Raw genomic sequence first — 23,551 nt, 5'->3', positions numbered from 1 at the left:
AAAACGCGCCGCCTTCGGCCCCTCATTCGAGTTCCCGAATTCGCACATCGTCAATCAGCGTCGTCTTCTCCCTCGCCCCATCGCGCTGCGGTTCTTCGACCGCGTGCATAAAGTTCACCCGCATGGTGGGAGAGATGGCGATGAAGGGACGAGCGATTGCCTCCCATTCGCCGTTGGCGGCGACCGGCTCCCCCTCGTGAATCTGAAAGGCTCTCCGCCCCGGCACGTTGAGCGCCACGCTCAGGAGACCGGTCCCGCCGTCGGACGGGCGCCCCGCCTGCTGCCAGGAGAGTTCGTAGGTCCGCCCGGGAAGGAGCCCGGTGATGTCGGTGCCAAAAATATTCCTGACCTGCGACGGAGCCTCACCGACGCGACGATCACCCTGAAGGAATGCAACCTGCGAGCCGGCGGCGGCCGCGATACCTTCCGCCGGGCCCGCGTTCGCCCGCGAAATCCCGGCGAAGAAGCCGAAATCCCACCCGGACTCACGCGCGGTCGTCTCCCATCCCGGTCTCCCCGGGCTCAGCCAGGTCTCGGCGCTATCGATGACAGGATTGTCGAACCGGCCGTTCGGAATCGACGGACCGGCATCCGAAAGCCTGCCATGAAGAGCATCGAGTTCCCACGGTCGCTCCACATTGGGATCGTAGGCAAGGTTTTTTCCTGGAAGAAGGGCGCCGGACTCTTCCAGATAAACGCTCAGAAGTTCGTTCAATTCCTCGACCAGGTCGGGCCGTTCCTCCGCGAGATTGCGGGTCTCGCCGATGTCTTCCGCCAGATCATAGAGTTCCAACCGGTCGGACCCGTCCTCATTGTCGACAAAAAAACGGATCAGCTTGTAATCGCCCCGGCGCACCGACGCTCCAGATATGTTTCCCGTGGCGTTGATGTTATGCGGAAAATACGTGTAAATCTCATCCCGCACCGACTCTTTATCGCCGGTCAGGAGCGGCACGATGCTGACGCCGTCGCCCGGATAATCCTCCGGCAGCGGGATGCCCGCCATTTCAAGGAAAGTGGCAAAAAAATCAGTTGTCTGGACAAGTGCCGGCGAAACGCGACCCGGCTCCCCCACCCCCGGCCAATGGGCGATCAGAGGAACCCGAACTCCACCTTCGTAAATCGTCCCTTTTCCGGATTTCAGCGGATCGTTGCTGGTGGGCAACACGCCGTCGGAGTCGCCAAAGGCGCTGCCGCCGTTGTCGGACGTGAAGATGATAACGGTGTTTTCCGCCACTCCCGCCTCCTCCAGGGCCGTCATGATGGTCCCCATGGCGATGTCGAGACTTTCGAGCATCGCCGCCATCGTCGCGCTCTGATGCGGATCGGTCCGATCAACTTTCTTGCGGTATTTCTCAACCAAATCGGGACGTGCGTTGTAAGGGGCGTGCGGAGTGAAAGCCCAGTAATTTACGAAAAACGGGCGATCTTTATTTTCGTGGATGAAAGCGGCGATCTCGCGGCCCATCCGTTCCTCCAGATGTTCGCCGGGCTCGCCGGGAAAATGGGGATGCGCCGGATGATTCCATGGATAAATGTACCCTCCCGGCCCCGGAGGCCCAGGGACATTCCAGGCCGGAATATCCACGTCGAACCCATGATCCGTGGCCATGTAGGGAGAGTAGCCGACGTGCCATTTGCCAAAATGCGCGGTCTTGTATCCGGCGTCGCGTAAAAGGGTGGCGTAGGTTGTGAAACGGGTGTCGAGCCGCGTGGCCGAAGCCACATTCTGGGCGCGAGCCCACGGCTGGGCGGTTGGGACGACGCTGGCCTCGAAGACCTCCTGCGGGAGATGACCCCACGGGGCCGTAAAGCCGGTGCGCTGCGGGTGCATTCCCGTCAGAACCCCCGCCCGCGTCGGCGAACAGAGGGGATTGGCGGCATAACCATTCGTAAACAGGACCCCTTGTTCCGCCAGGCGGTCGATGTTGGGCGTCTGGTAAAACGTGCTGCCCATCGCGCCGATGTCGCGCCAACCAAGGTCGTCGGTCATGACAAACACAATGTTCGGCTTGGTCTCGGCCGCCAGCAATCCGCTGGCAGCCAGGGCGATGGCGGGAAGGAGTGCGGGAATCTTCATCATACAGAGTTTCTTAAGAGAGAAGTTAGGTGTTGGAATTCGAGACGCGTTGCGCCGTAGCCAGAAACGGGAAACAGGGGAGAGATCACTGCCCGCTTCGAAAATCCAGGCGGAAAAGCTCGTGACGATGCTCTTTCAGATCCTCAAACGTAATTCTCTCAACGTGTCCGTCGAAGAAAGCGACGTTCAATGAAGCTCCCCCATGCCGCGGGCCGGGAAACGACCCGCTCCGGTCGTCGGGAGTGGCGAGAAACTTCGCGACATGAAGCTGCCACGATCCGAATATCTGCCCGCCGGCGCCGGCGAACTGGGCGTCGGCGATCATTGGGGTCCGGCTCGGCTCGTCGATCCATGTCAGCTGCGGGCTCCGCTGCGAATTACCGCTCGGACCGGAGACATTGGTCAGCATTATAAAATCGTTAACTCCATAGTCGGTTTGTCCGTGGTGCGGGTCCTGGTTTGGACAATAGAAAACCTCGGAGTTTCCTCCTGCCAAAGGAATCCCCGTGCCTTGATATCGCCCCGGAAGATATTCGCCGATGATCAGCGGATAAACTCCCCCCGGAACCCCTGGCGTTGGGGTGTCCCGGCCAAAGGGGATTGCGCCGCCATGATCTTCCGCATAGAGGATAACCGCTGTCGCAATCTGGCGCTGGTTCGTCGTGCATTTCGCCGTGCGCGCCCCGTCTCGCACCCGGCCCACCACGGGGATCAGGATCGAAGCGAGGATCGCGATGATCGCGATCACGGTCAACAGTTCGATGAGAGTGAACGCCGCTCGATTTGCGGACTGGGGGAGCGGGTTGGGGGGGTCGCTCGTGAAGCAACTGGAAGGAGATTTTTTCATGTCGTTCTGTGGCGTGGTCGCCCATTTTCGGTGATCAGACGAGCCCGAGGCAAAACTTAATACCTTTTAGTCTTAAAAAGAAGAAATCTTTTAGCCCCTGTCAACGGAAATTGAGATGTTTTTTCCATAAACCTCTTGCGTAAGCCCCTGGACCTCGATTCTTCTCGTTGCAGAGAGACGGCTTTCGCGTTTAGAAACCCTCTCTTCTTCACTCACATCAAATCCCCACTTGACCGTCGCGCGCCAGTTACCTAAAAGGATTTATTTAAAACGATCCGGCGTTCCGAAGCCGGAACATCTCTTCTTCGCACATGCCGCACACCATCGCTTCATCGCATACCGCTCCTTCCGACAAGGTTCCTTTAAGAACCAAGATCATCTGGGGCTTCGGCGGCTTGGCCGACAACTTCATGTTCAACACCCTTGCGGCGTTGGGGACGCTTGTTTACGTCAATCACTTCGGCCTGAGCCCCGCGCTGGCCGGCCTCGCCCTCGCCTTTCCCCGCCTGATCGACGCCTTCACCGACCCGCTGATCGGCAATCTCTCCGACAACGCCAAGACTCGTTTTGGTCGCCGCCGGCCGTTCATGCTTTTCGGCGTCATCGCCTGCGTTCTCTTGCTTCCCCTGCTCTGGACCGTTCCCGGCGCCGAAACTGCGGCAAACCCATGGCACAGCAACCTGCCGTTTCTCTACATCGTCTTCATCGGGAGCCTCCTGGCCATCGCCTACACCCTCTTTGTCGTTCCTTACACGGGGCTAGGCTTCGAGCTGACCCCGGATTACGACGAACGGACGCGAACGCTTGCGTGGCGGATGTATATCGGTCTGTTCGGCTCGGTCAGCGCCGCCTGGCTCTTCCGTCTTGCGGATGCCGACCGCTTCCCGGACCTGGGCGTCGGGGCCTTCTGGGTATCGGTCGGGGTGGCCTGCATTGTGTTGGTCGCCGGGATGATCCCGGTGATTGGCTGCCGGGAAAACCTGGAGATTGAGAAGCAGGAACCCATTCGGCTGGGGCCGGCGATCCGTTACTCGATGACCAACCGGCCATTCGTCATTCTTTTCTTCGCCTACGTCATGATCATCGTGGCGCTGTTTTCGGCGCAGAGCATCGCTCCATTGCTCCTGCAGCATTATGTCTTCGGGGGGAGCACCCGGGCGATCGGTAATTTTACGGGTACGATTGGGACCATGGCAGTCGTTCTCTCGTATTTGAGCATGTTCCTGATCACCTGGATCTCGCTGCGGACCAATAAGAAAATGGCCATGATCATCGGGTTGACCATCGTCCTCGTCGGCACCATAGCCAATTTCTTCGCGATTGACCCGCGCTGGCCCTGGGCACTCTATGTGGCGGCCGGAATCACTTTTCTCGCGCTCCAGGGTTGCTGGCTGATGGTTTCCTCAATGACAGCGGATGTTTGCGACGACGACGAACTCCGTTCCGGACGCCGGCGTGAGGGCATGTTCAGCGCCGCAATCGGATTCGCCCTTAAGGCGGCCCAGGCGATCACCTTCGGGATCGGAGGTTACATGGCGACGGCGGCCGGCTTCGATCCGGCGGTCGTCGCGGAAGTCGGGCTCGATGATGAGATCGCGTTCAGGATGAAGGCCCTCCTGATTGGCTTCCAGTCGCTCGGATTGATCGTGGCAATCGGCCTGATGTTCCTTTATCCGATCACCCGCGAGCGCTCCGAGGAGACCCGGCGCCTGCTCAAAGAGAGGAACTCGCCCGCCCAGCAGACCCCGGACTCGATCGCGGCGCAATCCTCCTGATTTCGCGGTTCGCCTATCGATAGCGGCCGAGGTCCGCCGCCTGGTAGAGCGCGACCACGTTCCCGGTCGGTTGTTGATCCCGCTCTCACCAATGACGAACGACAATGTTCTGCTTTCATCCAGAGCGAGAGTGCCGGCCTTCGACCATAGCAGCCTTCATTCCAAAGTCGCTTTCAATCGCAAAAACAGCCGCTCGCTCCCATCGATGCTGGCAGAACCGCGCCACACGCGGCGCTCGAAACCCGCGGGGACTTCCGATTGATCGACACCGGTCACCTCCACAACGTCCAACCCCCAACTCGCCAGGTTGGCCGAGGCCTCGGCCGTGACGCTGAGCGCCGGATCGTTCGTCCGGACGACCGCTTTTATCTCAAGATATCCGGGCTCCCCGACAATGTGGGCGCGTGGCAAAGCGCCTGCGGCGGAAATCGCGGGATTCAAATCGAGCGCGTATTTTATGAGGTTGGAAACCCCGTCACCGGCCGGCGTCGCCAGTAATCCTCTATCCGCTTCGGGCAAGTCAAAGCCGGCAATCCATGCATCGAAAGTGACCGGCGCCCCAACAATGACCGACAGCACACCGGTGCTTTGGGAAAAGCCGTATTCAGCGCCGTTCGCCACCCGGGTCCAGATCCCGCCTCCCTCGTCGCTGAAATCGGACACGCTGAAAGATTCGCCAAAGGTCGCCGTCAGGGTTTCCACATCGACGATGATCCACGAATCGCCCTCGGCAGTCCCCGCCCCCGACAAATCGAAATCGAAGCGACCGTCGAGGCGGGCGTTACCCGTACCATAAATCCGGTTACAATCCCCCGCCCCGCCAACGAAAAACGTCAGCGATCCGTTTTCGCCCAAATGAAAGATTCCAGCCTTGACCCAGGTGTCTCCCGCGTAGCTCCCGGCACCCGTCAGGGCGAGCGTCCCGAGATCGCCGGAGGTGCTGAAGGTGTCCTTGATCAGGCCGCCCTCGCCGGTCACCGGGCCCGCCCAGGTAATCGTCGGATTCTGCGCGTCCGCATGTCCGGCAATGAACGTTCCCCCGCCGGGCCCCAAGGCCAGTGAGCGATGATGCGTATTGCCGGCCCCGATACCCGAGCCCGAAAAAACGAGCGCGCCGCCATCCAGCAAAACGGGATTGGCCGGATGGCCCAGCCGCCCGTTGGACCCCTGGATCAAGGTGGTGGACAGCGACACCGAGGAACCGTCAAGAATCCGCCAGGCGCCAGTGAAGTCGTTTTGCACGTTGGATGGCGTGAAGCGACCGCCGCCGGTGACTGTGACGTCGCCAACGCCAGTCACCTTGCCGCCCGTATCGGTCGTTCCCGGCAACTGCAGGTTACGGCCGGCCTCGACGTGCAGAATGGCGTCGCCCGCAAGGATGAAATTGCGAGCCGCGCCCGCGTTCAAGTGCTCGGTTGCCGAACTCGTCACCTTGAGCGTGCCGCCGGCAAAGAGAATATGGTTGCCCTGGCCGGCGAGGTTGCCGGTGCTGGCTGAGTGAGCGGATACGCTCAGCGTGCCCCCGGCATTGAGCACGATGCCGCCCGCGTAGCTCTGCTCTCCCGCCAGAACCAGGGTGCCTCCGTTGACCTCCAGTCCTCCGCTGAAGGTGTTGTTTCCGGCGAGCTCCCAGTGCCCCGTGCCCTCCTTGCGCAAGCGCACGGCGCTCGCGGCATTGTTGTTTTGGATGACGCCGGCGATCGTATTCATTCCTTCATTACTACCGCCCAGGGTGAGCGAACGGTCGCGGTTTACGTTCCCTTGCAACGCGTTGAAAATCCCGCCGGTGAAGGCGATCGTGCGGGCGGGATCCGTGTTGTCGTTGCGAAATGTTCCGCCGCCGGTGTGATCCGCCGTGTTCGACCCGACAAAGATAAACCGGTCAGTCGCCTGCGCCACCGTAGAGCTTCCAAGAATCAGCGTTCCGGGCATGTTTCCGTGTCCGATCCGAAAGCGGTTCCCGGAGCCAATGGCGCTGTTCTGGCCGGCGTTTCCAATGGTATTGACAACCAGGGTACCTGCGATCACCTGGAGGACGCCGTCGAAGGAATTGTTTCCGGTGAGGCACAACAGTCCTTCGCCATGCTTATTGAGGTTGCCCGGTCCTGACAGGTCGCCGCTCAGGTGAAGGGAACCGTTTGCGCTGGTGGTTATTCTCTGCCCCACGGTCTGAACGATATCGAGCTCGATCGCGTGGGTGAGCGGGACGTCGGGATCGACAGTCACGCTAATATCGTCGCTGGCGATTCTGTTTCCACGGAGGGTGAACGCGGAGACGGTGGACTCAAAGAATATTGTGCCAAAAGCGGTGCCCGGCGCGAAGTCGTTCCAGGTTTCCGTGTTGTTCGAGCCGGCGAAGATCAAGTTCGAGCCGCTCTCCGGCATTTGGATCCAGTTGCCGGGATCGCTCCAATTCGGACTCGTTTCGCCGGTCCAGATGCTTCGCTGCCAGTAGGCCGGGTTCGGCAACGGCACCACGGCCTCCACATCCAGAATGTGCGCCTCGATCAAGGCGTCCAACTGCGCCACCTGGTCGGGGCGGGCCGCCGCCAGGTTATTCTGCTCACCGATATCCTCGACCAGGTTGAAGAGCAGATAGGAATGTTCCTTGTTGTCCCCCTGGTGGAAAAGCCGGATCAGTTTCCAGTCGTCTTTGTGAACGGAGATGGAGGGCGGCAACTGCTCTGGAGGCGCGGGCGGCGAATGGGGAAAATAGTTAAAGATCGGCCCGCGATCGAATGCCTCTCCCTCCAACGCTGAGGTGAAGTCCACCCCGTCGATCGGCCAATCCTCCGGCAAATCCGCGCCCAGGATGCGGATAAAGGTGGGATAAAAATCGGTGCTTTGGATTAGGGCGTCCGTGACGCTGCCAGGCTCAGTAACGCCAGGCCAGACCACTACCATCGGCACGCGCACGCCCCCGTCCCAGATGGTCCCCTTGGAGCTGCGCAATGGAGCGTTGCTGGTCGGGACCGCGGTATACGGCTGGCCGTCGGAATCCGTTTCCGCGATTTCCGTGAACATGTCGCCGCCATTGTCCGAGAAAAGGACGATGACGGTCCGGTCCGCGATGCCGAGCCGGTCCACCTCGTCGAGGATTGTGCCGATGGCCTCATCGAGCGAGTGCACCATGGCGGCATAGGTCGAAGAACGTTGCCGGGAGTCGAGGTCGACCTTCGTCCGGTAATAGTCGATCCACTCCTCTTTGGCCTCGAACGGGCCATGCACGGAGAACTGCCAGTACTGCAGGTAAAAACGCTCGTCCGCCACCGTTCGCATCCAGTTGACCGCCTCTTCAGCCATCCGGTCTTCGATGTGCTCGCCGGGATAGTTGGGACTGAAATTCGGATAGCCCCAGGGCGCGATATACCCGCCCGCGGGGCCGGGACCGTGCCAATGGGGAAGATCGAGCTCGAAGCCGTGCTCGAGCGCGGTATATGGGGACCGGCCCAGGTGCCACTTTCCGAAATGAGCGGTCCGAACTCCCGCCGCCTGAAGCTGTTTGCCAAGCGTCGGCCAGGTGGTGTCGAGCCGGGTGACCGAAACGGTCGGCAATACCTTTTGATCAGCCGGAGCGGTCGCCTGGACACTGGCCTCCAGGCGCACGAATTCCAGATGATGCTGCGGGGCGGTCGACCCGTTGCGAGCCGGAGTCTGGCCGGTCAAAATGCTCGCGCGAGTTGGGGAGCAGAGCGGGCTGGCCGTGTAGGCGCGGGTAAAGGTCATCCCTCGCTCCGCCAACCGCTCAATGTTTGGGGTCTCGAATAATTCCGTCGTCCCGTAGAGCGTGGTGTCGCTCCACCCGAGGTCGTCGGCCATGATAAAAATCACGTTCAGTGGCTCCGCCGATATGGTTCCGCCACCGACTGCCAGCAAAGACACAAACGTTTTAGTCAGAGAGCGTAAGAGAATGCGATTGAAGGATGGGGAGGTCATGCTCAGGCCAAGAAGCGGTCCTTTCCCGAGCGTTGCGGAAACGCTCTCCTGTGGCAAGGCGAAACAACCATATTACCGGGGATCGGCCCTGCCCACGGCGGAGCGATTGTATTCGCGCGGTCAACGTACTTCAGAGGGAAGCTCGCGATTGCCGTGAGCGCCTGGCGGAAAAGGATAACGACCCTTTAATTCCTCCGGCATCGCCGAGGGAACGTAAGGGACGCCCGCGCCCCGGTCGTCGCGACGATCCGCCGACGGGGTGGGTTTCCTGTACGCCGTCATCCCAACCGCCTCCAGCCAGCGGTTGAAAGCCTGATCCAGACGCCGGGCGATCTCCGGCCTGTCGGCGACGAGGTCCCTGGTCTCGGTCCGGTCGATCGAAAGATCGAAGAGCTCCCACGGATGGCCATCGACGCGGGCCAGCTTCCAATCGCCCATTCGGATGGCGGCATGATCGTAAAGCAGGAAGTAGAGAGCCTCGTGCGGTTCCCTCTCCTCCCCGCGAAAGAGCGGCGCCAGGGAACGCCCGTGAAGGGGCGGATTCGCTCTGCCTCCGAAACGCTCCGGATACTCGCCGCCGGCGACATCGAGAAACGTCGGCATCAAATCGATGACATGTCCAGGTTGGCGGATCCATTCTCCGCCGTTCAGGATAACGCCCGGCCACCAGACAATGAATGGCGTGTTCACTCCGCCTTCGTGATTGTTGCGCTTGTAGAGGCGGTAGGGCGTGTTGCTGGCGTTGGCCCATCCGAGGCCTATTTCCCAGTTCGACTCGCGATCGCCCGGCAGTTTGCCTTGCGCGATCATGATCTCGTCGGTCCTCCAAAACGGTGAGGCGCCGTTGTCGCTCATGAAGAGAAAAAGCAGGTTTTCGCTCCGGCCGAGGCGATCCATCGCCTCCAGCAACCGGCCAAGATTCCGATCCACGCGATCGACCATCGCCGCATAGACCGCCATTCGCAGGTCTTCCAGGTCCTGCTGCTCTGGTGTCAGGCTGTCCCAGGCGGGAACGTTCGCCGGCCTGGGCGAAAGAGGCGCGGTCTCCGGATCGAGCAACCCAATCTCCACCATCCGCCGATAGCGCTCCTGGCGGATCCGGTCCCATCCCTTCAGATATTTGCCGCGATACCGCATGATGTCCTCGCGCGGCGCCTGCAAAGGATTGTGCGGCGCGTTGTAAGCGAGGTAGAGAAAAAACGGTTTGTCCGGATCCCGTTCGTGACTCTCCTCGATAAACGCGATAGCGTAATCGGTCATCGCATCGGTTGCATAGAAATCCGGGTCGTTGGTGGTGAACGGTTCGCTATCGAGGCGAAAGGCGGTGCTGAGGGGCGGAAAATACTGCGAGGCGCCGTCGAGATGGCCGAAGTAGCGGTCGAACCCGCGGTCGACCGGGTTGCCGTCGAGGTGCCATTTGCCGATCGCAAAGGTCGCGTAACCGGCTTTCCTCATGGCTTCGGCCACGGTCATGCCATTCTTGTGACCGAGTCCCGCCACCGGCCAATGCTGCCCGGACATGATGGATGCGCGGGTCGGCTCGCACTTCGCGGCATTGTAAAAATTCGAGAAACGAAGCCCCTGCAGGGCCAGGCGGTCCAGAGTCGGCGTTTCGATTTCCCCGCCGTAGGAACGAACGTCCGAATAGCCGATGTCGTCCAGCAAAACGAAGATAATATCAGGCCGCTCCGCCGAATAAAGGCCGGCACGGATCGCGCAAAGGAAAGCCGCCACCAGAAACAGGGGGCGCAAAAAAGCGACAGGCGAGAGTATATGGGTTTTCATCAAACTGTTCGCTCCGCTGACACGCGAAATAACGGCGAGTTTCCAGCCCCATGCTGTCAGGTTCCTCAATAAAACCACTGGGCGGCGAGACCGATCTCCCACCGCAGCTCGGGATTTTCCAACGCCTCCTCCCAGGTCACGCCCCGCCGTTCGATTTCGGCCTCGATCCGTGCGTACGGTACCGGATGGGCGGCCTTGAGTCTCTGCCAGTCGATGTCGGGAGCGCCGGATTGGGAACGGTGGGAATACGGCATGAAGTCGTAGTTGTCGGGATTCTCCTCTTGCCATTGGTTGAATAGGCGACGCAAACGGTCGGCGCGCTCTGGAGTCGTTTCGATAAGATTGAAGCGCTCGATCGGGTCAGCCACCAGGTCGTAGAATTCCTCCGATGGCGGATCAACATCCGACCAGATCAGGTATTTTTCCGTCTCGCTGCGCGCTCCCATGTTACGCGGCAAGGGACGAGGAATCATGGCCGGCGCGGTCAAGTGCTCGAAGAAAAAGTGTTCCCGCCAGTCCGCCGGAGGCTCGCCGCGGAGGAACGGAGCGAGGCTGGCCCCGTCGACGCCTTCCGGCACAGGCAGGCCAGCCAGGTCGATCACCGTCGGCGCAATGTCTATACTCAATGCCAACTCCTCGCGAATCGTCCCGGCGGTCTCCGGCGCCCGAGGATCGTAGATGAGAAACGGGACCTTCAGGCTCGGCTCGTAGGGGCTCCATTTCCCCGTCAACTGCTTCTCGCCAAAATGGGTGCCGTGATCCGAGAGGAAAAAGATGACGGTGTTATCCGCTAGGCCGCGCTTTTCCAACTCCGCCAGGATCGCGCCAACCGACCGATCGACGCTGATGATTTTTTCGAGGTAGCGGCCGATCCAACGGCTGCGCCGCTCGACGTCACCAAAGTCGCTCGGGTAGGCGAAAGCTCCCAACCCCCGTCGCACCTCCCGGGGCAGCGTCCCCGCGTCCTCGGGCGTGTCCGTCTCCGCCCGCGGAAAGGTTACCCCGGCCAGTGTGGCCTCGTCCTGCGGGGCGACGGCGGCGGAGGGGTGCGGGGCCTTGTAATTGACCTGCAAAGCGAACGGCACGCCATCCGGTACCTCTTCGAGAAAATCCCGCGTGCGTCGGGTCAACCATTCGGAATCGTGCAGCAACTCCCCGTTGTAATCCTTAAAAGCCTCCCCTTGCGCCAGGTCGCCGTCGAACAAATCGAAAAAGGCCTGCTGCTCGCGAGTCGCGCCGACGCCGTATTTCCCGAGCTGGCCGATAAAATACCCGCCCTCCTTGAGCACCGCCGGATACGTGGTCGGAAAAACATCGTCCGGGAAAGGAATGAGAAAGCAGTGAATCCGGGCATTGCGCGCATAACGGCCGGAAAGTATGCTGGCCCGGGAGACGGCGCAAATCGGAGTAGTGACGAAGCCTTGGACGAAATTGATCCCCTCGGTCGCGAGGCGATCGATGTTCGGTGTCTCGATTGCGAGGTCCGGATTATTGACGCCGATGGCGTCCCATCGCTGGTCGTCGGTCAGCAGGATCAAAAAGTTCGGGCGTCCCGCGACATCGGACGCGCGGCTCCGGCGAGCGGAAGACCGAGGCTCGGCCAGCGAGCGCCGGGGAATGGCGGCACCGAAGGAGACCGCCCGGATCTCGAACTCGACGCCGGCTGAATTAATCGGGTCGAACCGCAGCCCGACGATCGGGGCCGGTCCCCACAGGGAATGCGTGCCAACATCGAAGTGGAGCGTCTCCCAGTCGCCGGTTCCCGCCACCGATACCCGAACACTGCGGGCAGGCGACATGCCGCCGGTGCTGGCGCTCCGCCAAAAAACTTCGGCAAAACCGCACGCCGGCGAGCGCATGTCCACGGTGATTCGCTGAACCGTCTCAGCATCGAGGTGAATCGCGTCCGTTTGGAAAATCGGAGCGATCCCGGTCGAGCGCCCCTTCAGGACCTCACCTTCAAGGCGGACGTCTTCAAGATCCTTGACCGGGTGCCAATAACGCAAATCGGCCTTCGCATTCGCCAGACAGAAAACCACGGCGAGAGCGGCGGCAATCGTTCGTGATGGCGTCGGCGGCATGGCAAGAAACCTTTCTCTTTGCAAGGAACAAGTCAAGGCTGGAGACCACTCACCGGGCACTCACCGGGCAATCTCGCGGCAATCCAGGCTTGTCATATCCGCCGAATCAACTAAACACTTTTAGGGATGAAAGAAAAGACCAACGGGAAGGAAAACGGGCGCGTCACCAGGGCGGAGGACCCGATTCAGCGCCCGATCACTTCGGTGGAGTTGGCGAAAAAACTTCGCCTCTCTCCGACAACGGTCTCGTTTGTGCTCAACGGGCTGGCGGAGGAGAAGAAGATCGCCGCGAAAACCGCGGAGCGGGTGCGCGCCGCCGCCGAAAAATATAATTACATTCCCAATCCGTTCGCCCGTTCGCTCCACAGGAAGCGCAGCGGGGTGGTCGGCGTGGTTCTGGGCAACTTCAAGCTCGATTTCGCCGAAGCCGCGATGCAGGGCATGCGCCGTGTCTTTGATGCGACCGGACACGTGCCATTTGTCGCCATCCACTCGTTCGAGACGGAAAGAAATCGCAAGGAGCTTCTCTCTTCGCTCGGTCGGCGGGACGAAGGGATCATAGCCTTTCCGCTGCCTGGAGGTGAAGATGTTTACAAGAAAATCGTCAGATCGGGCGTTCCGTTGGTGCTGTTCGCCGAGGTCTTGACGGGATTGGAAGAAGTCAGCTCGGCTGTTTGGGATTCTGAGGCGGCGGCCCGTGCCGCGATGCAACATTTGGTGGCGATCGGCCGGAAGCGAATCGCCTTCCTGGGGTTCGATTACCCGGGCATCGGCGCTTTGCATCGTTTCAAAGCCTACTCGCAGGTGTTGCGCGACCACGATCTTCCCGTGAAGAAGGAATGGATCGCGATGCCTCCGGCCGATTTAGATCACGACTTGATCGCGCGGCGAGGTGTCGATCAGTTCTTTTCACGAGGAGAGGAAGCGAGCCCAGATGCGATTCTGGCCATGAACGACGCGCTGGCCCTCCCACTGCTGCAGGAATTGGGGCACCGGGGAATTCGCGTACCAGACGATGTCGCTGTGATGGGTCTGCAGGACCTGCCGATGTCCGGCCACCCCGCCATCGGCCTTTCCACGGTTCGGGAGCCGGTGAAGAAAATGGGCGAAGCGGCCGCACGGATTCTGATCAACCTGATCGAAGGCCGGGAGAAGCCGCCGGTCCACGTGGCCATCCCCTCCTGCGAGGTTTTGATCCGGCGCACGACCGCCGGAGGTTGATCTGTCTTTCCGCGGTGGCCCGCGGGATGCCCCGACGATTTTCGACCTAATGGCGTTGACAACGACCCCCCTTTGAACCTAAAACCTATTAGTTAAACTACACATTCCATTCTCGCTAATCAGCATGACTCATTCGATCCACACCTCCCGCGTCCTTCCTCACTCATTCGTTCTCGCCTTCCTTTGGGGCGGCACTTTCCTTCTCGGCCTGACGGCTGCTGGAGCCGCGTCCGTCGATGAGCCCCGCTGGATCTGGTCGCCCGACGTGCCGGATGCCACCGCCTGGGCTCCTGCCGGCGATGTTTTCTTTAGGTGCGGCTTCGAGCTTTCCGCCGGAGCAGAAATCGAGAAAGCGATCCTGGATGTCGCCGTCGACAATCGCGCGTGGGTTTACGTGAACGGCGAAAAGGTGGGGGATTTCGAAGGCTGGAACCCGCTTCATCGGAGCGAAGTGCGCGCGCTGCTCTCCCCGGGCGCCAACACGATCGTCGTGCGGGCCAACAATTTCAGCCCCAGCCCGGCCGGCCTGTTGGTGACCCTCGACATTTCGCTCGCGGGAGCCGCGCAAAATGTGAAGATTTTGTCCGGTCCCGAATGGGAAACCGCCATGGAAGAACCGACCGGTAACTGGGAAAGTGGAGAGTGGGAAGTTCCAACCGTTCCGGCCGGCGCGTTCGGGAAAAACGGCGATTATCCGTGGGGGCTTAGCCTGCCGCCAGGCGAAAAACCGATCTTTTCGGAATTTTCGGCCGAGGGCGCAGATGTCTCCGCCCTTACGGATATGCTCCGGCGGTTTCATCCGGCTTCGAATATTGACATCGCCGGCACCTACGCGATCGCCTGGCTGCCGCGGGCCATGCTCTGGGTCGGCGACGCCTCTCCCGTCAGCGACTCCCCCACCCGCCGGCGGGTGGCCAACCGAATCGGCAACACGCTGCTCAGTCCGGAAGGTTACGTCTCCTGTCATCAGCACCCGGGCCTGGGGCATTCCGAGGGTTGGCCCTTCCCCTTGCCGGAGCAGGGCCGGAGCTTCAGTTTTTATTTTACGCTCGCCGGCCAGCCGTATGGTCCGGAGTTCGGGCTGAACCTGGTGGATGTCGTCAACGAATGGCGGCTGTGGAAGGCCGAGTCGTTGGAGCTGAGCCCGCAAAGAGGCTGGAAAATCAGGCTCGATGAACCGAATGCCTGGATCGAATCCCCCGAATTCGACGTGGATGCTTTCGTCAGCCCGTTCATTCGCGTCATCTGGGATGCCTCCGCCCTTCCCGAAGGCAGCGACCCGCACCTTTCCTGGACCTTGGTGACCGAGGCGGGCGAACGACTCCCGGGGCGCATGCCGTTTCCGCGCACATCCACCGCCAGCCGGTTTCCCATTCAGGACTTCGACATTCCGGTGCATGAAGTCACCGGCACGGAAGGACGCCTCACCCGGCTCCGCGTCGAGTTCGGCAATCCCGTTCCGGGAGAGGTGACCGTGCAACGGATCTTCGGGGCGGTCGATTCCAGGCATCCGATCAACAATCCCAACTACCTGATCGCCGCGACCGACTATTTCAGATGGACCGGAGATCGCGACTGGCTGTTGGGCAACCTCCCGAAAATGCGACTCGCCGTCGATTACATGCTCTCCGAGTTCGCGGTGCGCGAGACCGGCGTGATCCGTCGCCCCTGGGTCGGACATGACGGCCGCAGCGGGCTGGAAATCACTCCCGAGGGAGAGAAGATCATTCATTACGGCGTCGGCATCGGCGGCAACTACTGGGACCTGATGCCGTTTGGGGGGGACGACGTGATCGGCACCACTTATCTTTACGCCGCGCTCAAGCAAATGGCCGAGGTTGAGGAATACCTCGCCGAATCGGCGGAGGTGCAGGCGGGTCCGCCGGCGGCTGGTCTGGATGCGTCCTCGCTGCGCGAACTCGCGGCGCGGGTTCGAGAACAGTTCCAGACGACTTTCTGGAACGAGGAGACCGGCCGCTTCGCCCCGATCGACGACCAACGCCGGTTTCGAGATTATGGATACACCTTCGTGAACAACGAAGCGATCTTTTACGGGCTCGCCAGCGAGGAGCAGACGAGAGAGATTTTGGCCTGGCTCGACGGCGAGCGCATCGTTGAGGGCGACACTTCGACTGGTGAGGATATTTACCGCTGGCGCTTTGGTCCCCGTTCGAGCACGAAACGAAACATCGAATATTACCAATACGTCTGGTTCATGCCGGAGCAGCTCGCCTTCGGCGACCAGGTCCAGGATGGCGGCGCGGTGCTCGGCTTCACCTACCACGACCTGATGACCCGCATCCAGCACGTGGGACCCGACAGCGCCTGGGAGCGCCTGCAGGAAATCTTCGCCTGGTATCGCGACATCGAAGAGGCCGGCGGCGAACGCGCCTATTACGACGTGCCCGGCCGAGGAACCCTGCAGGGCGGAGGAACTCCGGGCGGCCTGGGGATCGACGAGGAGTTTTTCGAAAGCGTGCTGGTGCCCGCCGTGGCGCTGGACGGCTTTCTCGGGTTCGTTCCACGTCCGGATGGTTTCGACTTGCACCCTCGCCTGCCGACAGACGTCCGATCTTTCGGCATAACCAATATCGCCTTTCGCGATCTCCTGTTCAATGTTGACTTCTCGGCCGACGAAGTCTCGTTTCGCGTCGAATCCGGCGAGGTGGACCAACCGTTGACGGTTCGCCTTCCCAAAGGAAATTGGCAAGCGGCGATCATCACTTCCGGCGGAGAAAGTAAGCCCTTGGACTCCCGCGTCGATCGGGAGTTTATACTCCCTGCGGGAGAATTCGCCGAACTACGCATCGAACGGAGCCGTAACTGATGCTGTTCGAAACAAATCCAGCCGGATCGGACCGGCGTGAAAAAACATGAAAAATTCCTTTTGGTCACACGCCTCCCCCCTCCCCGACAGTTACTCGCTCTTTCGCGGCAAGTTCAACCTAGCTGCCGCCGCGGAAGTGACGGTGCAGGTTGTCGGCGCCTCCTGGTATCAGGCATGGATGAATGGAGAGCCGTTTCTCGAAGGGCCGCTACGCTTCGCCCTCGACCGCCCGGAATACCAAATCGAGCGGGTGCGTCTTGATGCCGGAGATCATCTGATCGCGTTTCACGCCCACCATATCGGCATCGAGACCCGCATCCTGAAGGATACGCCGCCCTTCCTATGGTGCCGGGTCCTGGTGGATGGCTCACCCTCCGCCATCGAATGGCGTTGCCTCCCGCTCGAATCGCAAGCATCGCAAACCCGGCGCATCAATCCGCAGCTCGGTTGGATCGAATGGCGCGACACACGCCTTGAACCGACGGATTGGGAGCGACCGGATTTTGATGACAGTCAATGGCGAACCCCAGTTTGGGATGCCTCCATTTTGCCGGAGCCTGTCGCGGCCGAACTCGGAACTGTGCGCACCTTCGTTCATGAGCTTTCGGCAGAGGACGAGGGTCCCTTGGCAAATGTATTTGGATACGCGACCGACGAACCGGCCTTCGTCTTCCACTCCCGCGACCGGTCCTGCGTTAATTTGCCGGCAAAAGGAATCTGGCGGCGATACGACCTCGGACGGGTGCGGCTCGGCCGTCCCCGATTCCGGCTGAAACTGCCAGCGGGCGCTGTCGTCGAAATGGCGATGGCGGAGTCTCTGACAGAAGGACGAGTCAGTCCCTACATCGCGCTCTCCGCCGGGACGTCATGCAACCTCGACCGCTACGTGGCGCGAGGGGGAGAGCAGTTTTTTTCACCGATTACTCCCAAAGGCGGCCGTTTTTTGGAAATCCACATTGTCAATGTCAAGGAGGGGGTCTCGTTCCTCGAAGAGGAATTTCTCGAACGCTGCTACCACGCTCCCTCGAAAGCCTCCTTCACGTGTGGCGATCCTTTGCTGGAGAGAATCTGGGCTGTCGGCATCGAAACCTACCGCGCCTGCGCTGAAGATGCCTTGATCGATAACCCGACACGCGAGCGCGGCCAATGGATCGGCGACGTCGCATCGGTCGGTTCCGACATCGCGGCGGTCGCCTACCACGATACCCGCATTTGCCGGCGCGCGTTAATTCAGGCGGCACTTTGCCCCCGGGAGGACGGCCTGGTCGCGGGCATGTCACCTGGCGGCTGTATCTACCTCCCTACCTATGCGTTCCAATGGTCGGTCGCAGTGGTCGACTATTATCGTCTGACCAGCGATCTCGGACTGTTGCAGGAACTTTGGTCCGCGGCCCTCAGAAACATGGAAGCGATCCGGGCATTCTGGCGTGAAGACGGCCTGCACAATGTCGCCGGATGGAATTTCGTCGACTGGGGATACCAAACGGAGAAAGGCCCGATCGATACGGCATGCAACCTTCATTACCTTTGGTCGTTAAGGGCGATGGCCCGCTGGGCGAAAGCACTCGGGCGCGACGCGACCCTTTTCAGAACGCACGAAGAACTGCTGCGCCCGCTCTTACTGAAACGTCTCGCAAGCCGCCTCCAGACGGGCTGGGAGGAGCTCGGCTATCATTGCACGGTCCTTGCGATGCGGCTCGGATTGATTGAGGATGAGACAGGTGGTCTCGACTACCTGGAACGACATCTTCTCAACTGCTTTCCAAACGATCCCGACGCTCCGCGGAACGACGATCCGACCGCGTTCAACGCCCGGTTGATCACCCCCTACTTCGCGCATTACGCCATGCCTCTTTTCATCGAACGAGGACGGATGGATTTCGTGCTCTCCCAATTCCGGTCATGCTGGGGCGAATACATGCTTGCGGATGGACGCACCACCTGGATTGAGGTCTTTGACACCCGTTGGAGCCACGCTCATCAATGGTCGGGATGTCCGACGTGGCAGATGTCACGCTACCTGCTGGGACTCCACACCCGCAGTGATCGCGCGATCGGAGACTTCGATCTCCACTTGGAACCGGGATCCCTCCAGGAAGCATCGGGCCGTATTCCCCACCCGGCCGGTGGCTGGATCAAGATCGAGTGGCAACGCGACGATGCCGAAATCCGCTACACCATCCACACCGAAAGCCCGCTGAAGTTGCGCTGGCCGGACGGACGAGTCCGGAAGATCGCCGAAGACGCAAATTTCATTCTTAACGAGGACGTCGCGGGATGGTGTCCAGCCGCGCTCTCAGCCACCACCGCCGCGCCTTCCCCGGCGTGATGTTTATGGGCACCCGTCTTTCCGTCCTGAACATGACCGCCCCCCTTAAGGCATGGGGCGGCCGATTGTGCCCGTAGCTTTTTAGACTCCATCCGAATAATCCATGAAACATTTGCAGGAAATTTTCCAGACCCCATCCGAAGAGTTTCGCCCCTGGCCTTTCCTTGTGTTCAACGAAGAACACGAAGGCGAACTCGGCGAGGCGCGGGTCACCGAAATGCTGGAAGGGTTCAAACGGGTCGGTTTTGGTGGAGCTTACGCGCATCCGCGTCCCGGGTTGATCACCGAATACCTCTCGCCACGCTGGTTCGAATTGATCCGGCATACCGTCCGCGAATGCCGCCGTCTGGGGCTGGTTCCAGCCCTCTACGACGAGTGCAGCTATCCCAGCGGCTTCGCCGGCGGCAAGACATTGGCTCTCGCTCCCGACGTCCGCAGCCGGTACGTCCAACCCGAGACCGGCTCCGGTCCCCGGGATATCCCGCACGATGCTCTTTCGCTCTACCACTGGGATGGAGAAGAGCCCGGCCAGATGCTCAAACGAGAAGAAGTCGAGCCAGGCACGCCCTGGATCGCCTTCGCTATGCACGATTTTCCGAATATGCCGTTCCATGCGGAGAGCTCCTACGTGAGTCTCCTTGACCCGCGAACGGTGGAGATCTTCCTGCAGACGACGCACGAACGATATCGCGCCGAGCTCAACGACGCGGACTGGGCGACGCTGGGAAGCATCTTCACCGACGAGCCCCACCTCCCCGGCTCCACCCACGGCCCCTGGGGCAAGGGGCTCCATTTGACCCCCTACATTCTGGCGGAATTCGAGAAACGCTACGATTACGAGCTCCCGCCCCGTCTGGCCGATCTCTTCTTCGACACCCCCCGGAGCGAGCCAGTGCGTCATGACTTCTACGACTTGCTCCACGACCTTTGGGTGCGGAACTGGGCGCTTCCTCTGAAGAATTGGTGCAGGAAGAACCGCATTTCCCTCACGGGCCATTACCTCGAACATGACTGGCCGGTCCCCTATGCGACGCCGGGGCAAATGCATATTCTCGCCCACCAGGACTGGCCTGGGACGGACTTCCTGGAGTGCTTCGAACTACTCGGCCACGATTTTTCCGATCCCCAGAACTTCGATCCCGCCGTTCCCGGACAGGAGCCACACGCGCTTTACTACCTCAAACAAGCGCTGAGCGTCGCCAATCAATTCCGCAAGCCGCGGGTCATGTGCGAAAGCTGGGGAGCCGGAGGACACGATTCGACCCCGGCGGATTGGGCTCGCATCGGGCGATATCTCGCCGTCCTCGGAGTGAACCAGTTCGTTCCTCACCATTCGTTCATGACGTTGCGCGGAACGCGCAAGCAGGATCACCCGCAGTTTTTCAGTGACCAGTCATCGTGGTTCGAATACCTGAAGCCACTGAACGACGAACTCGCCCGCCTGTCGCAAGCCGCCACCTTGGGACGCCCCGACAACCGTATCCTATTTCTGGATGCACTAACCACCGGTTACTGCCGGGCGCGCAAGGCGGACGCATTCACCGCGGTACAAAAAGACACGACGCAGGACCCTCTCAACCTGGATCATTCAATCGCCTCGTTCACGGTCATGCGCCGGGAGATCGGCGCCCTCGTCCAGTCGATGAGCGACCGCCTCTTCGATTTCGACATCGGCGACGAGTATATCCTGGAGGAATCCGGCTCCGCCTCCAAAGGAAAGCTGCGCGTTGGAAAGCAGGCCTACGACGTGATCGTTTGGCCTCCCCACATGACCAACCTTCGCGGCGCGACCGTCCCGCTGCTGGAATCTTTCCTAACCGGCGGAGGAATGCTCGTCGGCATCCGGCCAAAAACGATTAAAATCAATGGAAGACCGAGCGGCTTATTGACCCAGTGGAAAAAGAATTTTCGAGCACAGATCCGATGGGTGGACCGGACTGAAAAATTGCTCGATCTCCTCGGGAGCCTGGTCCCGCCGCGAATAGCGTTCACAGAGGGCCCTTCCACCGGCCTGGCCCATCTTTATCGTCGCCTCCCGAACAACGAAGAACTCTTCATCCTCGTCAACTCGCATCCGGAAGAGCCCCTTGAAAGCGTAGCGCTTTTTCCGGGATCTCCTCGAAGAGTCGCCCTCTACAATCCGCTGGACGGAACCGAACGGGATCTCGCCGGGGAGGAGAAAATTCGCATTCCCCCGACCGAAGCCAGGATCATCTGGCGCGGCAAAGCCTCACCGGTCCGGTCTTCCCCAAATCATTCCACCCCTGATTCTCTTCCAGTCATCCAGCCGAAATTAACGGGCATTGAACGCGTCGCCCCGAATGTGCTGGTTCTCGACCTGTGCCGCCTCCAAATGCGCGGAAAAGGAGGACCGATCGAGTCGGTATATCGCGCCAACCAACGCTACTGGACCGCCCACGGGATCGCCGCAAACGGGTGGTTCGCCCGGGTCCAACTCGGCCAAAGCCTGGTCGAACGCGACCGGCACTTCAACGAGGGGACCGGAGGAATCATCAGCTATCGAGCCGAGATACGAAAGCCGACGGATCTTTCCAAAATCCAGCTTGCGGTGGAAGGCCCCGACTTGTGGAAGGTGACGGTCAATGGGAAAAGAGTTTCCTTCGCCCGTGCCCGTTCGTGGCGCGATCCACGAATCCTCGCGGTGAACGTGGGAATACATCTTCGCCACGGCGACAACGAAATCCTGATCGAAGGTTCACCATTTCAAGTGCGCCAGGAAATCGACGCGATTTATCTGCTCGGTGATTTCTCCGTGAGGCCGACGAAGATCGGCTTCGCGATCGAAGAAGCCCCGAAGGCAATCGACCCAGGCTCATGGCGGGAGCAGGGGCTTCCCTTTTATGATGATGCGGTCGATTATCACTTCCGCCTCCCGCCGGACGCGGGCAAGAGCCAGATTTCATTGCCGAAAACCTCCTGGGCCGGAGCTGCCATCGAACTGCGCCATGGTTCTCACAACCAGATCGCCTATGGGCCCGATGTTCGCTTTGTTCTCGATCCGACGCGTGGCGACGTCTTCACACTCCGGGTCATCGGCTTGGCCAAGAACCTGTGGGGACCCTGGCACGTGGCGAACAAGCCGCGCAAGCGGGCATGGGCTGTCTTCTGGCGGCACGATGCGTTCTCCATCGACACACCCCGCCCCGGCAGCGAATATGACTTGCTCGAATTGGGACTGCTCAAACCCATCCAATAATACCTTTCCAATCATGAAAAACACAAATTATTCACTTCGCATCGGTTTGTTTGGGATCGGACTGGAGGCTTATTGGCCGCAGTTCGAAGGAATGAAGGAGCGCCTCCAAGGCTACATCGAATCCGTGGCCGCCAGGCTGAATCGGCCCGGCGTCGAGGTGGTCAATCTCGGCCTGATCGACTCTCCGGAAAAAGCGATGATCGCCGGCCATGACTTCCGGCGTGCCGACGTCGATGTGATTTTTCTACATGTGACAACCTACGCGCTTTCCTCGACGGTCCTTCCGGTCGTGCAGCGGGCGAAGGTCCCGGTCATCATCCTCAATCTGCAACCCGCTGCGGCTATTGATTACTCGGCCTTCAACGCGCTCAGTGACAGAACCAGGATGACGGGCGAATGGCTCGCCAATTGCGCGGCGTGTCCCGTTCCGGAGATCGCCAACGCATTCAATCGCGCCCGCATCGACTTCCATCAGGTGACCGGGGTCCTGGCTGACGACAGCCCCGCATGGCAGGAAATTGACGACTGGGTCGAGGCCGCGCGCGTCGCCCATACGCTGGCCCACAATCGGATGGGATTGATGGGGCATTATTACAACGGCATGCTCGATATCTACACCGACACGACGCGTCAATTGGCCTACTTTGGCGGACACATGGAAATCGTCGAGGTCGAGGAATTGGCCGCCATCCGGCGGGACGTCTCGGAGGCGGAAATCGATAGAAAACTAGCCGAATTCCGCGATACCTTCGACATCCAGGCCGACTGCCCGGAAGCGGAGTTGAGGCGCGCCGCCGCCACATCGGTAGCCCTCGACAAACTAGTGGAAGTCAAAGACCTCGGGTCGATGGCCTATTACCATATGGGCACGGGCATTCCCGAACACGAAGACCTCATGAGCTCAGTCATTCTCGGCAACTCACTCCTGACCGCTCGCGGTGTCCCGGTGGCCGGGGAATACGAAGTGAAAAACGCGCAAGCGATGAAGATTTTGGATACATTCGGCATCGGGGGATCATTTACCGAGTATTATGTTGTCGACTACAACGACGACGTGGTCCTAATGGGACACGACGGGCCCGGTCACATCCGCATCGCCAACGGAAAAACGAAAGTTCGCCCGCTGGAGGTCTACCATGGGAAGGTCGGCAAAGGCCTTTCCGTCGAAATGAGCGTCAAACACGGTCCGGTCACCCTGTTATCCGTGGTCGAATACGTGGATGGCTCGCTCAAGTTCCTTGTCTCGGAAGGCGAGTCGGTCCCCGGTCCGATCCTGGAGATCGGAAACACGAACAGCCGGTACCGGTTTCCAATGGGTGCCCGCAGCTTCATCGAACAATGGAACGCCCAGGGTCCAGCCCACCACTGCGCCGTCGGGGTCGGCCGTATCGCCGGCAAGATCGAGAGGCTCGGTCGCCTGCTCGGAATGGAAACCGTGGTGATCGGCGGCTGA

The 23,551-nt window shown here is 60.5% G+C and carries 11 protein-coding genes; 6 read left to right on the top strand and 5 right to left on the bottom strand.

Annotated elements, in window-relative coordinates; translation table 11 throughout:
• Positions 1–22: 22 nt before the first annotated feature.
• Positions 23–2,083 (bottom strand): sulfatase, encoded by a 2,061-nt coding sequence (locus tag ACWUI2_RS18315; RefSeq protein WP_486984293.1) that lies wholly within the window; start codon positions 2,081–2,083, stop codon positions 23–25.
• Positions 2,084–2,165: 82 nt separating this feature from the next.
• Entirely contained in the window at positions 2,166–2,927 is a 762-nt protein-coding gene (locus ACWUI2_RS18310; RefSeq protein ID WP_486984292.1) for a prepilin-type N-terminal cleavage/methylation domain-containing protein, read from the bottom strand.
• A gap of 311 nt (positions 2,928–3,238) precedes the next feature.
• Between ACWUI2_RS18310 and ACWUI2_RS18305 the strand changes: the two genes are divergently transcribed.
• A complete protein-coding gene (locus tag ACWUI2_RS18305) occupies positions 3,239–4,702 on the top strand; it encodes an MFS transporter (RefSeq protein ID WP_486984291.1) in 1,464 nt (487 codons plus the stop codon).
• 156 nt (positions 4,703–4,858) lie between these two features.
• Here the strand turns inward: ACWUI2_RS18305 and ACWUI2_RS18300 are convergent, their stop codons facing one another.
• From ACWUI2_RS18300 to ACWUI2_RS18290, 3 genes are all read right to left on the bottom strand, one after another.
• Positions 4,859–8,584, bottom strand: a complete 3,726-nt coding sequence (locus ACWUI2_RS18300; protein WP_486984290.1) for a sulfatase — start codon at positions 8,582–8,584, stop codon at positions 4,859–4,861.
• 174 nt (positions 8,585–8,758) lie between these two features.
• Positions 8,759–10,423 carry an arylsulfatase gene (locus tag ACWUI2_RS18295; protein WP_486984289.1) on the bottom strand — a complete coding sequence of 555 codons (1,665 nt, stop codon included), beginning with the start codon at positions 10,421–10,423 and terminating at the stop codon, positions 8,759–8,761.
• Between the two features lie 65 nt (positions 10,424–10,488).
• Positions 10,489–12,504 carry a sulfatase-like hydrolase/transferase gene (locus ACWUI2_RS18290; RefSeq protein WP_486984288.1) on the bottom strand — a complete coding sequence of 672 codons (2,016 nt, stop codon included), beginning with the start codon at positions 12,502–12,504 and terminating at the stop codon, positions 10,489–10,491.
• Positions 12,505–12,630: 126 nt separating this feature from the next.
• Here ACWUI2_RS18290 and ACWUI2_RS18285 point away from each other — a divergent pair, with 126 nt between their 5' ends.
• The 5 genes from ACWUI2_RS18285 (at position 12,631) to ACWUI2_RS18265 (ending at position 23,551) form a co-directional block, all read left to right on the top strand.
• Positions 12,631–13,725, top strand: a complete 1,095-nt coding sequence (locus ACWUI2_RS18285; RefSeq protein ID WP_486984287.1) for a LacI family DNA-binding transcriptional regulator — start codon at positions 12,631–12,633, stop codon at positions 13,723–13,725.
• 124 nt (positions 13,726–13,849) lie between these two features.
• On the top strand, positions 13,850–16,552 hold the full coding sequence (locus tag ACWUI2_RS18280) for an MGH1-like glycoside hydrolase domain-containing protein (protein ID WP_486984286.1): 2,703 nt from the start codon (positions 13,850–13,852) through the stop codon (positions 16,550–16,552).
• A 46-nt stretch (positions 16,553–16,598) separates the two neighbouring features.
• Positions 16,599–18,881, top strand: a complete 2,283-nt coding sequence (locus ACWUI2_RS18275; RefSeq protein ID WP_486984285.1) for a family 78 glycoside hydrolase catalytic domain — start codon at positions 16,599–16,601, stop codon at positions 18,879–18,881.
• A gap of 103 nt (positions 18,882–18,984) precedes the next feature.
• Positions 18,985–22,098, top strand: a complete 3,114-nt coding sequence (locus ACWUI2_RS18270; protein ID WP_486984284.1) for a glycosyl hydrolase family 2 protein — start codon at positions 18,985–18,987, stop codon at positions 22,096–22,098.
• A gap of 13 nt (positions 22,099–22,111) precedes the next feature.
• A complete protein-coding gene (locus tag ACWUI2_RS18265; RefSeq protein WP_486984283.1) occupies positions 22,112–23,551 on the top strand; it encodes an arabinose isomerase in 1,440 nt (479 codons plus the stop codon).

This window comes from Verruconatronum alginivorum (assembly GCF_056590205.1).
This window is presented reverse-complemented; position numbering and strand designations above follow the sequence as displayed.

Excerpts from the sequence above, each read along its gene's own strand:
- ACWUI2_RS18315 (WP_486984293.1), bottom strand. The coding sequence starts at position 2,083 with ATGATGAAGATTCCCGCACTCCTTCCCGCCATCGCCCTGGCTGCCAGC.
- ACWUI2_RS18310 (WP_486984292.1), bottom strand. The coding sequence starts at position 2,927 with ATGAAAAAATCTCCTTCCAGTTGCTTCACGAGCGACCCCCCCAACCCG.
- ACWUI2_RS18305 (WP_486984291.1), top strand. The coding sequence starts at position 3,239 with ATGCCGCACACCATCGCTTCATCGCATACCGCTCCTTCCGACAAGGTT.
- ACWUI2_RS18295 (WP_486984289.1), bottom strand. The coding sequence starts at position 10,423 with ATGAAAACCCATATACTCTCGCCTGTCGCTTTTTTGCGCCCCCTGTTT.
- ACWUI2_RS18290 (WP_486984288.1), bottom strand. The coding sequence starts at position 12,504 with ATGCCGCCGACGCCATCACGAACGATTGCCGCCGCTCTCGCCGTGGTT.
- ACWUI2_RS18285 (WP_486984287.1), top strand. The coding sequence starts at position 12,631 with ATGAAAGAAAAGACCAACGGGAAGGAAAACGGGCGCGTCACCAGGGCG.
- ACWUI2_RS18280 (WP_486984286.1), top strand. The coding sequence starts at position 13,850 with ATGACTCATTCGATCCACACCTCCCGCGTCCTTCCTCACTCATTCGTT.
- ACWUI2_RS18275 (WP_486984285.1), top strand. The coding sequence starts at position 16,599 with ATGAAAAATTCCTTTTGGTCACACGCCTCCCCCCTCCCCGACAGTTAC.
- ACWUI2_RS18270 (WP_486984284.1), top strand. The coding sequence starts at position 18,985 with ATGAAACATTTGCAGGAAATTTTCCAGACCCCATCCGAAGAGTTTCGC.
- ACWUI2_RS18265 (WP_486984283.1), top strand. The coding sequence starts at position 22,112 with ATGAAAAACACAAATTATTCACTTCGCATCGGTTTGTTTGGGATCGGA.